We start from the raw sequence: 15,047 nt of genomic DNA, 5'->3' as shown, positions 1-15,047 counted from the left end.
TCAACCACCATTTCCGTGCCCTCCGTGTATTCCGTAGTCAAAAACTCTCTTCTTCATATTTCAACCACCATTTCCGTGCCTTCCGTGTATTCCGTGGTCAAAAATCAAAGTCGCTGGTAAACGACCGCCGCATCAGGTAGCGCACCGCCTTGTACTCCTTGTAGTGCGTCGTTCCCGCGTGCCGCTCCTCGAGCCTCAACACTACCTCCTTGCTGTTGGCAGCATCCGCCGCCCGCGACAGCACGAAACGCACCTGTAGCTCTCGCTCGCGCGGGTTGTCCGAGGTCAGGTCGAAGATCAGCTCATGGCTGTCGGAGATCAGCTCACCGGCTTCGGTATAGATGCCGGCTCGCAGTGCCCGCGGCTGGACCTTGTCCGTCACCGGCTGGGCCTGGTAGAGCACCACGGCAAGCTGCCCGGAGGTGATCACCGAGCTGGCGCCTCGCAGGATGTCCACCTCGACCTGCGTCACGTCACTCTGGCGCTTCTTGTTCACCTTCAGCACCGGGATGATGACCTCCTGCAATGAGGCACCGCCATGCACAAAGCGGCTACCGGAGCCCTTCAGCCGCAGCCGGTTGATCGACTTGGACAGTTGTACTTCAAGATCACCGGCAAGGCCCAGCGCCTGCGAGCTGAAGTGCTTCAGACCCGGCTTCTGCCGCAATCCCTTGCCGATCACGAAGCGTCGATCCCGGTAGCTGATCGCGTCGCCTTCAGGCTCCTCAGCCGAAAAGTCGCTATCGTCGATCGCCCGGTGTTGGTAGATGAAGCCATGATCGGCCGTGATCAGGATGTTGGAGGCATTCGCCGCCGTCAGCTTCTTCACCAAACGCAGCAGCTCCTGGAGCGTCTGCTCGGCCGCCTCGAACGCCTGACCTTCCGAATGGATCTTGTCTCCGGTGTGGTCGATGCAGTTGTGGTAGACGTAGACGACCGTGTTGGACTTGAGCAGGTCGCGGCTATCATCGCGATTCATCGCCATGAATTGCTCCGCCGTCACGGCAGCCCCCGCCCCGTCCAGCGCCGTCTTGAGGATCTTGTCCCGATTGGTCGTGCCCTGAGAGCTCAGGCCATCCACCAGCACCGCCGCCGCGGCGTTGTCAGTGATGGTCAGCTCGCGATGGGGCAAGAGTGCGGCCATGCCGAGCTGGGTGTAACTGGGCAGCGTCGAGAGTGCCGGCTCCAGCTCCGCGCTGTAGCGGTCCTCTTGGCGGATCAGGGTCAGCAGCTCCTCGCCGATCTCATAGCGCAGCGCGTCCGAAATCACCACGCAGACCTTGACCCCTTTGCTCAAGAAGGGTTGTATCCAGTGCTCGAAGAACCGGCGTTGCGGCCGCAGCCTGGGGATGCCCCAGGTCGATACTGCATCAACATACGCCTGCCAGCGATCGTTCACCTTGAGCAGATACGCGGTCGAATACAGGTTCTCGACCTGCTCCGCCAACGCCTCCAGGAGCGAGGACTGGCCGGACTTCCGCACGTGGTAGATGAATTTGCGATAACGCTGATCGAGCTGGTACCAGGTGGCACAGTAGCGTTGCACCCCATCGGCCAGGCTGTTCATCTCCAGGTTGGCCTCGCCGAGCAGCTGGATGAAGCCGGCGGCGTACTCGATGGCGTCGTAGAGATCACGATAGTCGGCGTACCAGTGCCCTTGCCGGCGCTGGCGCACCCACAAAGCCACATCACCGGCGCTGACCGTGCGACCGACCACCGCCTTGACCAGATCGCTGAGGATCTTGCGGTCGATCAGCTCGAAGTAATCGATCTCAATCAGATCGCGAACATCACGCTTGCTGAGGTCCGCCTCGATACCCAGCACGCCCGCACATTCGTTGGAGAGCTTCTCGAAGCTGTCTTCGTGCGCGCGGCTGTCCTTCCAGCGTTTAAGGAACACCAAGGCGTCGGAGGATAGGTGGCCTGTGGTCAGTGGCCCGTGGCTAGTGAAATGCTGGAAGTAACAATCCTTAAACAGCGTGACCGCAAAGTCTCGGATGCTGGGCTCGGGCGACGCATAGCCGTAGTGCCGGGTCAACTGGGTCCAGACAAACCCATCGAGCGCGCACCCTGTGATCAGTGAAAATCGGTCGTCGGCGTTCTCCGCCACATCCTGCAGCAGGCTCTCCAGGATGCTGTCCATGCGCGGCTCGGCACCCGCGCAGACCGCGACCATCTTGAGCCGGATCACACCCGCCGTGTCGTCCGGCTTGAGCAGCTTCTTCAGTGCCTCTTTGCGCTTGGCGGCATGAAAGAACTCGAGGTGCTGCTGAACGACATCGGCAAACTCTAGCCCCAGGTCCAGCTCGGCCAGCCAGATGGCTACTTGGTCGGTGCGAAACTCCCCTTGTGCCAGCTGCACGTCGAGCAGCCAGTTGTCGAGGTCCTCCGGCTGCGGCCCATCGCGATACAGCAGGAACTTCTCATCCGGCTGTTCACGCAAGATGCGGTGCTTGATGCCGAACTCGTTGTTCGCGATCTCGAGCTTGCCGACGCCTTCGAGCGAGACGGCTTCGAAATCGGCGCGCAGCTCGCGCTTGGCGTCGTACCAAAAGACGATCCGGTGCTTGTCGAAAAGTCGGCGTAGCGCCTGCTCGATGCGGGATTCCATGATCAGGCTCCAAAATCGACCTTCCAGATGCCGGTCGCGATCTTTGCGAGTTGCTGCTGCCGAGACTCGATCTTCTGTGCATCCCAGTGATCATAGTGCTCAGCAACTGCACGGGTAATCTCAAAGTCGCTTTGCGAGTAGACCTCTCGTTTTACCGGGTAATCCGCATTACTAAGGTCACGGTTTCGATTGGTCTCCAGGGGAGTCATATTGCCGATGCGATAAATGAGCCGATCCTGTTTTGGCTCATCAATGTATGACCAGGCCTCCGATGGATGCTCCGGCAGGATGTGCTCAAGATTGTAGGTTGCGCTCTCGAAATCGAAGCTTTTTCGTGACCGCTGCCGTTCAATCTCAAACAGAATGTAGCGCACCACCTTCTTGTTCCGGCTGTTTGTCGTGCGTAGCTCCTTCTCTGTGAAGGCCACTCTGAATTGACTGTCGTCCGGATAGACCTCGCGGAACGCAGAGATCACGTCCGTCATACGCGAGTACGTTCCGGCAGACACTTTCCAAGCGATATCGTTGTATAAACGCTCCTGCTCATGAGTCTGCAGGTTGCAGATCACATTATATCGAAACGAAACAACGGCAACCGCCTTCATGATACGCGTGAAACCGCTTCTCTCGGACTCGTAGAACCTTCCATGACAGGCTAACAGCATGGCTAGCGGCTGCCGCACATTGAACATGAGCAGTTGCTCAAGCGCACGCCTCTCCTCGCTACCCCAAGATGGATCTTGTGGGTCTCGAAGGGCCGCGTAGACAGCGGCTGATTGATCAAGGTTTCTCAGGAGTCCGAATGCTGCGTCGCGCGTTGTAATGCACCTGCGTATCGTCTTGAACAAGTCAGACTTTCGCACAAGCTTGTTGCGGCTATTCCAAAACACGCGCAGAAACTCAGGGAAGCTTTCGCTACCCAGCAGTCCCACGATCCGCTCCCATCGCTCCTCAAGCGCCAGCAGTTCCGATTCATGAGTTTCCTGCGTGCTAATGACGGAAAATAGGTAGTTTTTCAGCAGATCAGTGGAAGAAAGCCTGACGCCTCGTGCATTCAAAGTTTCAAAGACCTTAAAAGCGTTCAGCTCATCCGTTACAGTAATAACAGTAAAAAAGAGCTTATCAACCAGCGCCTCGACAAAGGCTGTCAGCAATTTTCCACTTTCTTCCAGGTTGCCGGTTCGTGACTTTATCCTGTCCTTGAACCAATTAAATGCTTTGCGCAGTTGATGTTCAGAGGCATTTAATCCTCGTTGTGGTAGCTTGTCTAGAGGCACAAGGTATGTTTGATAGAATCGGTTGTTGTGCCGATTGAGTTCAAGTTTGGAACGGGGCACCAAGCTGACGGGGTCCAGATAACCAATATAGCTATTCTGCAGCTGCTGCTTACGCTTTACATTGTTGTCCGCATCGAGATTGCCATTGATCAGATCTTGGAGGTGCCCAAGGCCCGCCAAGATCATGACACTGATCGTTGTAAGTCGCTGCTGACCGTCAATGATATCGAATTGTTTGCTATCCGATGACTGGAGCACAAGATAGCCCATATAATGGGCAGGCTCTCCATCAGACTCGAAAAGCGCGGTCATATCCTGCCAAAGATCGTCCCATTCATCTTCGGTCCATGAATAGTCGCGCTGAAAAGGCGGCACTCGGTAGTTTAGCCCGTTGCCGAGCAGCTGCCGAAAGGTTGAATTGGTTGTGTTGAAATTCATCGCTCGTCAACGCTGCTCAAAGACATCATGGAAGAAGCGCGTCTGGTCTAACCTCTGCTGCCACATCCGGTGGCGTTGGACGTTATGTCTGCTCTTTTTTCGCGCTCTTCTCGGTGATCGCCTTGAATCCTTTCTCCGTAAGGCGGTATGTTTGCAGCCGACTGTTAGGTTTGTCGGGGAGGGTATATTCCACCATTCCTTCTTCCAACAGCGCTTTGATCGCGCGTTTGAGTGCGCCTGATTTCTTTGGCATATCGAGACTTCGTGCGATTTCGCTCGCGGAAAGTTCAGAATCGGATAGCGACTGAAGAACTCGCACCGACTGGTCCCTTGACTGGTCCCTTGACTGGTCCCCTGGCTCCTGCTGCGCTGCGGTGTGTTCGCCACTTCTTGTGCTACGGTGCTCGACAGCAAGATAGATGGTCAGGCGCAGGCGCATACCGATCTCTTCAATGATCGGCTCAGGGAGTCCTTCGGCTTTAGCTTCGGCAAAGATGCGGCGCACGCCGGTGCCCCATTGCTCGATCAGATGAAGCTCACGAAAGACGCGGGCGATCACATGGTTGCGAATGCGTGAGGTGCCCTGTTTGATCTCGTCGATGGTGAGACCGGGCAGAAGAATGCCGGGACTTTCAATTTCGATGCGGTTGTCGAGAAAGACCACGCGGATTGGCGCACCCCGCTGGGCATAGTCGCCATGTACCAAGGCATTGATAATCGCTTCGCGCAAAATAGAGAGGGGTATGCTCCAGCGATCCTTGCGTCGTATTGCGCTGAGATCGGCTCCACGGTAGGCGTGCTTTTGTAGAAACAGTATCACCTGATCGACGGTTTGCGGCAGCGGCGCGATGATCTCGGCATGGTCGAGGATATCGAGCTTTTCACGGCCATAAAAGCGGCCACACTGCACCCAGGCATCGGAAAAGTGCTGAGTGCGATCTTTACCAAACAGCAAGATACCGCCACGGGTCGGCACCATCCGCCCCTGATCGTGGCTGATCAGTTTCAGGCTGAGTAGCGCCTGATCATCCAATATTCGTTGCGTACCAAAGGCTTGTATGATCGCTGCCCGATCGAGATCCTCCAGCGTGAGGCTGGGCATGGGCAGCTCGTCAAATGAGCCGCCGTTTACTGATCGCTTTAATTCGCCAATCAGTGCCGCATCGGCCTGACGGTTGGTCGAGCCAAGACGCACATAGGTGCCGCCTTCCATGCCTTCCGCCTTGATGAAGTGCGGACGAGCGCCGCTCAGAAACACCTCGATCATGAGCAAGGTCTTAGCGTCCACGGTAGTCATCTCGATATTCGGCACCAGACGTGGAGCGATCGAGTCAGCAATCAGATTGGCAAGGCGCTCCTCTTCATCGAGCGGATTTTCAATCCCCACCACCTGACGATCATCCGTGACACCGAAAACCAAGCGACCACCCGCAGAATTGGCAAACGCCACGATTGACTTAAGCCACGGACGCGGCGATCTTGCATCGCGTTTGAACTCCAGTCGCTTGCCTTCGGGTTCCTGGAGCAATAGGGCGATGGGGTTATCGTTGGCAAGCGTCATGCTGCTTCGCCTTGTGCAATCGCCTGGGTCAGCACTTCCATACTCTCTGCTTTGGAGTTGCCATCGACTAATCGCATATAGGCACCGCGATGGTTCTTTTCCGTTCAGCCAATCTTGGTAATCGGTGAATGCTGCGGTCTTGCTTGTCATGCCACCCCGTGTTGAGCGAGCGCCGCAGCCTTGGCGGCTGCGAAGCCGGCAAAATCGTGAGCGTCCGGAACGAGGCTGATGGACCGGGGCGCATGGCGATCTCAATCCTCGCTCTTGGCTTCTAGCCCCGGAATCTTCTTCAGCGCCGCGCCGAACTTTGGATAGTTGACCTTCACCCCGTCGTCGAGGTCGATCTCCACCTGCTCGGTGGCCAGGGGGTACATCACCTCGCGCTCCCAGGCATCGAGCTCTTCGATGGTCTTCTTGAGCTTCTCGATCTCTTTCAGCGCCTTGGTCTTCTCGCCCTTGGTGGCATCGGCGCTGGCTTCGACACCGCGGAGGTGGTCGAGGCGGGTACTGAGTTTGCCGCGGAACTCGCGCAGGTAGTCGTTGAGTACCACGCTGACCGTATCCGGGCGATAGCGGTGCATGTAGATCAGCGCGTTGAAGCTGCCCTTGGGGCTGGAGAAGAGCCAGTAGATGGGCCGCTTTTTGTAGCGCTTCACATGGTCGTTGTAGAACTCGCCGAGGAAGTAGTCGCGGATGCTGTAGTTGCGCTTGCCCTTGACGTTCAGGGCTTGCTCGACGAAGCGGAGGTTTTCTTCGTAATGGTCGTTGCCGAAGGTGACGCGGAGGAATTGGCGGAAGCGTTCGGTGATGTCGTCGGTGAACCAGTCGCCGTCGAGTATGGGGATGACGTTGTTCTCGTCCGCGGGAAAGGCATTTTTAACCACGGAATACACGGATGACACGGAAGGGGGATTTTGAATATTTTCTTTTTCCGTGTGTTCCGTGTGTTCCGTGGTTTGAATCTTTCTGTGGTAGTCCTCGATGGTCTCGCCTTGGTTGGCGAGGATCAGTCCCGGCTTGTCCAGCGCGTAACGACCGAACATACATCCCACCGCATAGGAAACCAGCTCGCGCATGGTGTCGGCCAGCAGCAGCGCCTCCAGCTCGTCCTCGCTTTTGTCGTTGCCGTAGCGGTAGTGCGGGTTGCAGGTCAGGGTGATTTCGTTGAGTGGGACTTCGGGGGGCAGCTCGTCCTGCAGGCCGTAGGCGTCGATGAAAATGCGGTTGTTTTCTTGCTCCAGCCGCTGCATCTCCAGCGTCATCTCCCGCCAGTGAGCGCGGAGGTTTTGGAAGGCGGCTCTTAGGGTTGGTTGGTGGTAGTCGGGATTCAGTAGTGGGAGGCTGGTGAAGTCCCAAGAGGTTTCGTAGGAGTCCCAGTCCCATCTCACGCAGCCTACCAGTTTTCCAACGGTTTCTTCTATCCGCTGTCTTTGTGCCTTGATTTCCGGTTCATTCACAGGAACAGAAGCCACGTTTCCAACCTGGAAATGCATCGTCGGATTGATGATTTTCAAGAACTCGAATGTGGTCTTTGATCCCAGCAGACCGGCAATCAAATCAAGGTCGGATTTAGGGGGAAAAGCTGAATGGCTTGAACCATCAAACAAAAAACCTCTTTCCGATCTCCGGACACCAAAAGCCGAAGCGCTTATGTCCGTCCATGTCACGGAAGGTCGGAAAAAGTAGCTAGGGTTCCGGATTGCTGATCGTTGCTTGCCATTTTCATCGCGGAAATTACGAATATCTCTTCCATCTTCCTCCCAATTGATGACAAACTCGTTATTTCCGTACCATTTCCGAAAGTCGCCACCTTTGTTGTATGGAAGCCACTTGGCCTCGTTCTCCAAAGCTTCTCTTATATTATTCAAGCTAAAGTTAATCCTTTCGAAAGAAAGCTCATGCCAACGCCTGAGAAACAAGTCGTTATTCGCAGTTGCAATTCCTTGCCGAGGACTTGCAACATTATAAAGGTATTTTCCACTATCAAAAGCCCGGCGCATTTGATCTGTAGCCCAATACGCAATTGTGCTTCCAGGAATCTTTTTAAAGTCAGCAGCTGAGGCACGATAGAACCAGCCACAGTAAGGGTTCGTAACTGCCTCTCGGATGGCGTTATCTTTCTCTGCTTCAGAATTGCCATCAACTAACCTCAGATAGGAACCCTGGTAATCCAGACGGTTAGCATTCTCCAAAACAAAGGTGGTGGTTGAAACCACTTCGCCGCCAATGCTGTCAAAAGCCCTGGCACCAAGGTGAGCCATTGATAGCAGTGTATTCTGATCCAGAAGCCGTGCGCGCAGTGCCTCGAAGGATGACAAGAACATCCAACTTTGCATCGTTATCATCGCAATCGCCCCATGTTTCTGTGCAAGGTCTAGATTGCGTTCGATGAACATGGCAAATAGGTCGGACTTACTGTTTTGATAGCTATCTTTAGCGAATGTCTGCAAACGCCCCGCCATGCTTCTAGCTCCCATATACGGCGGATTGGCAATCACCACTTGGTATTTGGGACTCAGGTAATCGGCCTGCCGAAGGGCTTGCAGCACCTTCTGATGGGTCATGCTGATAAACAACTGCCCAGAGACGTTCTTTGACTCCAGTATTCTCAGCATCCCGTCCACGTCGGTGAGATCGGGACGGATCAGCGAGCCGAAATTGTCGGCCTCTTCAAACTGGCGCAGGGTGGTTTGCAGCGGTGCGGTGAACAGGTCGCGCCCGACAAAGTCCATGTACTCCTTCAGCTCATCCTCATCGAACCGAACATTTTCCAGCACGCAGATGTTCGGCTTGACCCCCTTATTGAAGAACCGGCGCTGCTTGGCGCGAGCCTTCATGGTCAGCGCAAAGGCCGCCAGCTCCCCGGCGCGTTCGTCGATCTCGATGCCAAAGAGATTGTTCGTAAGAATCTTCTCCGGAATCTCAGCCGGCTCATAGCCTTCCTCCTCGTAGATGGCATAAAGCAGATCAAAGGCATAAGTAAGCATGTGACCAGAACCACAAGCTGGATCACAAATCTTGATCTCCTCCGGCGAAGAAACAACCAGAAAATCCTTTTCAACCACGGAACACACGGACGACACGGAATCATTACTCTTATTTTCTTTTTCCGTGCCTTCCGTGTATTCCGTGGTTAACTCTTCTCCTGGTTCAATGTAGTAATCCATACGCTCCCTGAGCCTGGAACCGGGACGATTGAGCATCCACAACCGCCCAAGCGAATTTTCCACCAGATAGCGCACAATCCAATGCGGCGTAAACAACTGTGTCGCAGCAGGAATGTTCTCAGGCGTGATCTTCTTATTCTTCTTCAGCCCGTCGAACACCTCGTCCTTCTTCTCAGAGATGTAGAACTGGTAAAGCCAGCCGATCACCTCGACATCCTCGCAGGCATCCGGCGTCATCGCCTCGCGGATAAGGCTAAGGATGGAGTTGCCCGAGAGCAGATCGTCGGGCATCAGCAGCTCCGTGTAGTCGTCGATGCGCTGGAACAGGAACGGCATCGCCTCGTTCCAGAAGTTGCAGACCGCCACCACCAACAGGCGGTAAGCCTCACCCTGCGGGTCGCGGCTAGACGCTTTGCCATCGAGCAGGGCAAAAATCTGCTGCCGGACCTTGTCGTGAACCATCTCCTCGTTGATGTGGCCCATCTTGGCTTCGGTCAAAATCTCCGGCTGAAACTGTCCGGGGTCAGCGGGAGAAACCACATTCATCCGGTTATAGCGGTTCACATCCATGAAGCGCAGGGCGCAGAAGCGGTTGAACCAGATATAGGCCACCCGTTCGATGACCTGTTCCTTATCGCTTTTTTGGATCGCTTCTTCCAGTTTTTTAACCGCCCCCGAATGCTCACGACGCGCCAAACTTTCTGCCGCTAACACCAGCTTCAACTTGGCGTCCACCTGTTCAATCAGAGCGCGCCGGGCATATTGAGCAAATCGCTTTAGCTTATGCGTTTCCATCCTTAGCCTCCCGCACTCAAACGCCGGACCGAATTTGCGCCGAAGTGTTTTTTATACTGATCCAGATTCAAAACCGCGCAGCCGGCGGCACAGGGTGCTGACCAATCTTTATGCGTGATCGGTAGAGACCGCTTCAGCTCATCCTGTTTTGCAAGCAACAAAGCTGGGTCCAGACTGGCCATAGAGATTAATACAATATAGTAGACGGGTTTTGTCGCCTTCCCACTGAGGGACCAAAACCATGAACTGTCCCGGTACTTCCCCGCTAAATCAGGAATGAGGTTTCCGGTCAGCAGCTTTGTTTTGAATGCCTCTGGATTGACCGCCCCAGGCATATCGGGATCTTTGATTTCGAGAAAGACAAATCGGTCGTCGAATTCGGCAATGAAGTCCACCCTCTTCAGGCTACTGGGATTATGTAAAGCATCATCGTCAAAGATGATCGCTTCCATGGCTGAGCTAAAGTCAAACTCCAGATCATTCTCAGTCAAAACCGTCATCAAGCACCTCCCAATGAGCGCTTGATCTCTTCATCGTAAAGATCACTGAATGTATTGGCGATAGCATTGCTGTGCAGCTGTCGATAATCATCGGCGGACTGGACACACAGATCCCCATTTTCCCAGGAAAGCGCATGAAATCTAATGTGATGCCCTACATCAGGGTTGACGAGGAGATCAAACCATTTGAGCAGCACATAGTCATGGGTTGCCAGAATGATCTGCTGGCCGATTCGTGACAGCTCTAGCAGGATCTGCACGAGCAGCTTCATCAGCTTGGGGTTCAGATTGGATTCGGGCTCGTCCCAGAACAGCGGGCCACTGACACCGGGCTGGATCGCGCCGGTTTCCAGTAGGCGTGACAGTATCCCCGCCTTGCGGAAACCCTCGGCCATGGAGTTGGCGGAGTATTCAGCATGCTCGGTTTTGAAGGTGACCTTGCCGCCGCCATGGAACAGGAAGCGACCGCCGCAGATGCCTTCGATCTCGGCCATGGCCCATTTAGATTTTTCGTGCAGGCTTTCCGAACGGACCTCGGGTAGATCGAGCAGCAGGCAGATATCCTGATAGGTCTGGTCAAAGGAGAGGCCGTATCTCTCATACAGGCTGTTGAACCCCTTCATGAACGAGAGGACTTCCTTGGTCGGGATGAATACCGCCTCGGCCTGGTACTGCTCGTAGTTGGCGCGATCCTGGATGGCTACCGCCTTGGAGTTGTTGAAGAAGGTCGCGGCGATCTTCTGCCCTCCCGAGAATCGGGCTGACAGATAGGCCTGCTCGGTCGCACCCTGGCGATGCATCTTGCCGAGTTTGTCGTCCAGCGGCATGAAGAGGCGCAGCAGCTTGGCGGTCAGCGCCGCTTCGAGTTCATCGTCGCCGCGCTTAGGCTTGTTCTTAAAGAGGGGCGCACCGGCGCAAAGCCCATAGGCTGCCTTGAGCAGATGGGTCTTGCCGGTCCCGTTCTCGCCGATGATCAGGTTGATTTTGGGCGAGAGGTCCAGTGTCAGGTCTTTGAAGACCGTAAAGTTTTTCAGTTCAAGACGCTCGATCATATTTGTACCCGCTTTCCTGCGTTGATCTGCTCTAGAAGGACCGTACGAAGCTGCTCCAGGTACTGATCGATATCTTGGGCCGTGGTCAACAGCGGCTTGTCGAAGGGAACGCGCAGTTGCTTGGCCGCCACGTATTCTCGCCGAGGTTCCTTGATGCCCGTGGGTTTGCCATTGTCGGCGTCCGTCTCCGGGTCTGGCTTAGGGGGCTCTAGCAGCGCAAACATGCGGTCGAGCAACTTCTGGTAGCCCTGCTCTTCAAAGTAGCGCAGCCGATCATTGATGACGGCGATCAGCCTCTGCTGGGCGATGTGCGCCTTCAGCTCCTGAAACGGCGCATTCAGCTCGTCGGTGCGTGCGGTCGGGAGCCTTTGGTATTCGGCCATGTTGTGCAGGCGTTGCTGCAGTTCATCGAGCAGGCCCTGCGCCCTGCTCCGCGCCTCGCTGACCTGCTGCTCCACCCGCTGCTTAAGGGCATCGAGCTTGGCCTTGAGCTGCTGGATGCGATTGCCCTTGAAGCAGTGCGGGTCGTAGAGCGTCTGGCGTATCTCGTCCAGCTCTGGGGTTTCGATGTAGGCGAAATTCGCGTCCTGGTCCTTGAGGAAGGCCTTGGCATCGTCGTAGATGGCGTTTTGGGGGCCGCCCATGAACTTGCGGATCGGATCGATCACGCCTTCCTTCAGGTCCAGCAGCGCATCTTCCTCGCGGGAGAGCTCGCTGAGGTACCAGGTGTAGGGCTTGGCCGCGAGGTCCTTGAGTTTGTCGATGACGGCATCGAGCCCGTTCAGGAACGGATAGCGATCGGCCTGGGCCTGGAGCTGCTCGAGATCGGCCAGCAACGCCTGGACCTTGGCACTGGTTTCCTGGCCGAGCGCCTTGGCCTCGTTGGCTGACGGGGGTGCATCGAAGAAGTCGCCGACGAATTCCTTCAGCCGTCGCACTTGGGCGGCGGTGAACTCGACCGTGGGCTCGAGCACGACGTTGTTGGTGCCCTGGGTGTTGAGCAGCGCCCGTTCCAGCGCGTCGTCTTCCAGCAGGTTGCCGTCGGCACGGACCTCGAGCTTGCCGCGGGCGCAGAGGTTGGCGAGGTTGCATAGGATGGCGGCGTAGTACCAGCCGTAGGGCTTGCGCTCAAACTTCTCGAGCAGGCCCTTCAGGGTGGTGCGCACCCCGCCCCGGTTGTTGCTCTGGATGAAGGCGAGCAGCTCCTGCTCGGATTCGGCCAGGTTGGTCGCATCGCCACCGAACAGGCCGTCCTGGGCATGGCGCAGGTAGTTGCCGACATCGGCTTCGGTCAGGGTGATGCCGCGCAGCATCCGCAGATTGGGGTAGGCGCGCCCGATCAGCTCATGGAACCCTTTGCTGATGCGGGTTTCCGGGTCTTCCGAGCCGACCTCGACATCGCCACCGGCGACCAGCAACTTGGCCTTGCCCAACAGCGTGCCGACCAGGTCCTTGAGCTGGTTGTAGCGGTCGCGGTTTTGGAAGCCCTTGTCGGTCAGGATGCGCTTGACGGTCTCCTGCTGGGTGACCGAGACGTTCTGCTGGATGTATTTCTCGGTCTTCTTGAACATCAGGAGGTCGCGCATCAGGCGGTCTTCCTGCGGCAGCACGACGAACAGCTGGTCCTGTTGGTAGGTCGAGTGGGTGCGCAGCATCGACTCGTTGTCGGCGTGCTCGTGGAAGGGGCTGACGATGTGGATGGCCAGCTCTTGCTCACGCCCGTGCAAGCGGTCGTCGAGCTTGCGTGAATAGGCGTAGTCCTGGCCATTCTTGTCATAGCGGATCTTCTTCGCCCGCAGCACCTGATCGAAGATCAGCTTCTGTAGCTCGTCGGCGACGTCCGTGGTTTCGACCTCGGTGTTCTTGATCTCCTGCTCGATGTCCTTTTCTTCGTCGGTGAGGTACGCGTACAGCTCGCCGTTGCGCTGGATGTAGGTTTGCTGTTCGAGCAGGTTCAGTGCGCCCTCGACCTGCTTGGTCAGCTTGGACAGGTCGGCATCGAGGTCCTCGAGCATCAGCACGCAGAGGTTGCGGATGGTCGGCTTGAACTCCTTGACGTACTTGACCAGGAACAGCGCCTTGAGCACGCGGATCGCAAAGGCATCGTCGAGGTGATGCTCGGCCTGCAGAATGGCGCGCTGGATGTTGGCCTTCACCACCGTGCGGATGCCTTCGAACATCAGGTCGAAGGTGGCCAGCTGCCCGACGGGCCGGTCGGCGATCTGCAGCGCGACCTGCTGGAACACCCCGAGCATCGAGCGCTCCCCGACCGAGCTGTGCTTGCCCTCGAAGGCATTGTGCTGAGAGAGGTTCTGGATCGCGGCCTGGAACAGCGCAAACTGGTACGGGATGAACGGGTAGCTGTGGATGAAGTGGTCGCGGTCCTGGAAGTTGCGGTAGGTCTGGGAGCCGTCGGCGAAGCCGAACAGGGTCTTAAAGTTGTTGACCTCGGCGTGATAGGTGTCGGAGAGCTGTGCGACACCGGCGTCGTTCTTGGCCAGCAGGCGCTTTTGAATCACCTCGGCGACATCGGCACTGGTCAGCTTCATCCGGTTGGCGAATCGTGCCTGGATCTTGGTGAAGTCGTTGCCCTGCTGCTGGGTCATCTCCCCGACCACGGTGTTCATGTCCTCCTGCGCGGTGACGATCACCCAGGCGCGGCCCCGACTGCGGGTCGCCAGGCTCTCGGCGATGGTCTGCAGGTTGGTCATCAGCTTGACGTTGTCGGCGATGTACTGACCGACCTCATCGACGAAGAAGTTCAGGCGAAAGGCCGGCGATTGCTGGTCCAGGTAGGCTTGAACCTTCTCGGCAAAGTCCTCGATGGAGACGCGGTACTGGCTGCGGTACTTGTCCAGGATGCCAGTGGCGTCGGCCGCGTCCCCGCCGGTGACCTCGGCATAGGCGTTGGCGATGTTTCGGGATTCCAGCAGTGCCTGCTCACGCCCGGCCTCCCAGGTGCGGCCGGAGGCCTTTTGATAGGCGTGCTTAAAATCGGCATACAGCCCGCGTGCGTCGAGGTCGCGCTCGAACTGGGCGATATGCCCCTGCTTGCCATAGTAGCCGCACATCTCATCGAAGACCTTCATGAACACCGCGAGCAGGGCGTCGATCTGGGTCTTGCTGATGACATCGGCCTTTTGGTCGATGTTGAACAGGATGCTGCGCGAGGGGATGGCGACCGCGCGTGTGATATCGCCGCGCAGGATCTCGTTGTCGCGACACTTGGGAAGGAACAGATCGAGCGTCTTGGCGCCATCGATCTCGCGGTTCTCTAGCAGGAGGGCGAGCATCTTGAGCAGGTGCGACTTACCGGAGCCGAAGAAGCCGGACACCCAGACGCCGTTGGCACCTGCGTAGTTGTTGTAGGCGTCGAGGAAGCTCTCGAGGCGCTTCTCGACCTCGTTGGTCAGGACGTACTCTTCGACCTCCAAGCGCAGGCTGGCGTCGTCATCGGCCTTGATCACACCCTCGATGGCGCGATCGATCGGTTTGGCAAAAATATGCTTGAGTGTCGTCATCACTGAGTCGGTCCAAACGCCCTGGTTGTCCAATCGTTTGCTGACGGAGACAGCTGCTCCGCCAAGGCATGCCGTCAATACAAAAATCAATCCATCTAGCGAGCCACCGAGCGGGTGCCGACGAA

The 15,047-nt window shown here is 56.6% G+C and carries 7 protein-coding genes; all 7 read right to left on the bottom strand.

The window, feature by feature from the left end; translation table 11 throughout:
- Window positions 1-97 precede the first annotated feature (97 nt).
- Complete coding sequence (pglZ, locus tag CCR96_RS19440) at window positions 98-2,611, bottom strand: BREX-1 system phosphatase PglZ type A (protein WP_201222438.1); 2,514 nt, start codon at window positions 2,609-2,611, stop codon at window positions 98-100.
- Between the two features lie 2 nt (window positions 2,612-2,613).
- The gene (locus tag CCR96_RS19435; RefSeq protein WP_201222436.1) at window positions 2,614-4,326 is read right to left on the bottom strand and encodes a DUF262 domain-containing protein; all 1,713 of its coding nucleotides are present in this window, start codon (window positions 4,324-4,326) and stop codon (window positions 2,614-2,616) included.
- A gap of 82 nt (window positions 4,327-4,408) precedes the next feature.
- Window positions 4,409-5,887, bottom strand: coding sequence for an AlbA family DNA-binding domain-containing protein (locus tag CCR96_RS19430; RefSeq protein ID WP_201222434.1), 1,479 nt, complete (start codon window positions 5,885-5,887; stop codon window positions 4,409-4,411).
- Between the two features lie 251 nt (window positions 5,888-6,138).
- Window positions 6,139-9,849 carry a BREX-1 system adenine-specific DNA-methyltransferase PglX gene (pglX, locus tag CCR96_RS19425; RefSeq protein ID WP_201222432.1) on the bottom strand — a complete coding sequence of 1,237 codons (3,711 nt, stop codon included), beginning with the start codon at window positions 9,847-9,849 and terminating at the stop codon, window positions 6,139-6,141.
- A 2-nt stretch (window positions 9,850-9,851) separates the two neighbouring features.
- Window positions 9,852-10,349 carry a hypothetical protein gene (locus tag CCR96_RS19420; RefSeq protein ID WP_201222424.1) on the bottom strand — a complete coding sequence of 166 codons (498 nt, stop codon included), beginning with the start codon at window positions 10,347-10,349 and terminating at the stop codon, window positions 9,852-9,854.
- A complete protein-coding gene (locus CCR96_RS19415) occupies window positions 10,349-11,401 on the bottom strand; it encodes an AAA family ATPase (RefSeq protein ID WP_201222421.1) in 1,053 nt (350 codons plus the stop codon). Before CCR96_RS19415 ends, CCR96_RS19420 begins: the two co-directional genes overlap by 1 nt.
- The gene (brxC, locus tag CCR96_RS19410; RefSeq protein ID WP_201222419.1) at window positions 11,398-14,922 is read right to left on the bottom strand and encodes a BREX system P-loop protein BrxC; all 3,525 of its coding nucleotides are present in this window, start codon (window positions 14,920-14,922) and stop codon (window positions 11,398-11,400) included. The genes CCR96_RS19415 and brxC overlap by 4 nt, the downstream gene beginning before the upstream one ends.
- Window positions 14,923-15,047: the final 125 nt, after the last annotated feature.

Source organism: Halochromatium roseum, from assembly GCF_016653315.1.
GTDB classification, from domain to species: domain Bacteria; phylum Pseudomonadota; class Gammaproteobacteria; order Chromatiales; family Chromatiaceae; genus Lamprobacter; species Lamprobacter roseus.
This window is presented reverse-complemented; position numbering and strand designations above follow the sequence as displayed.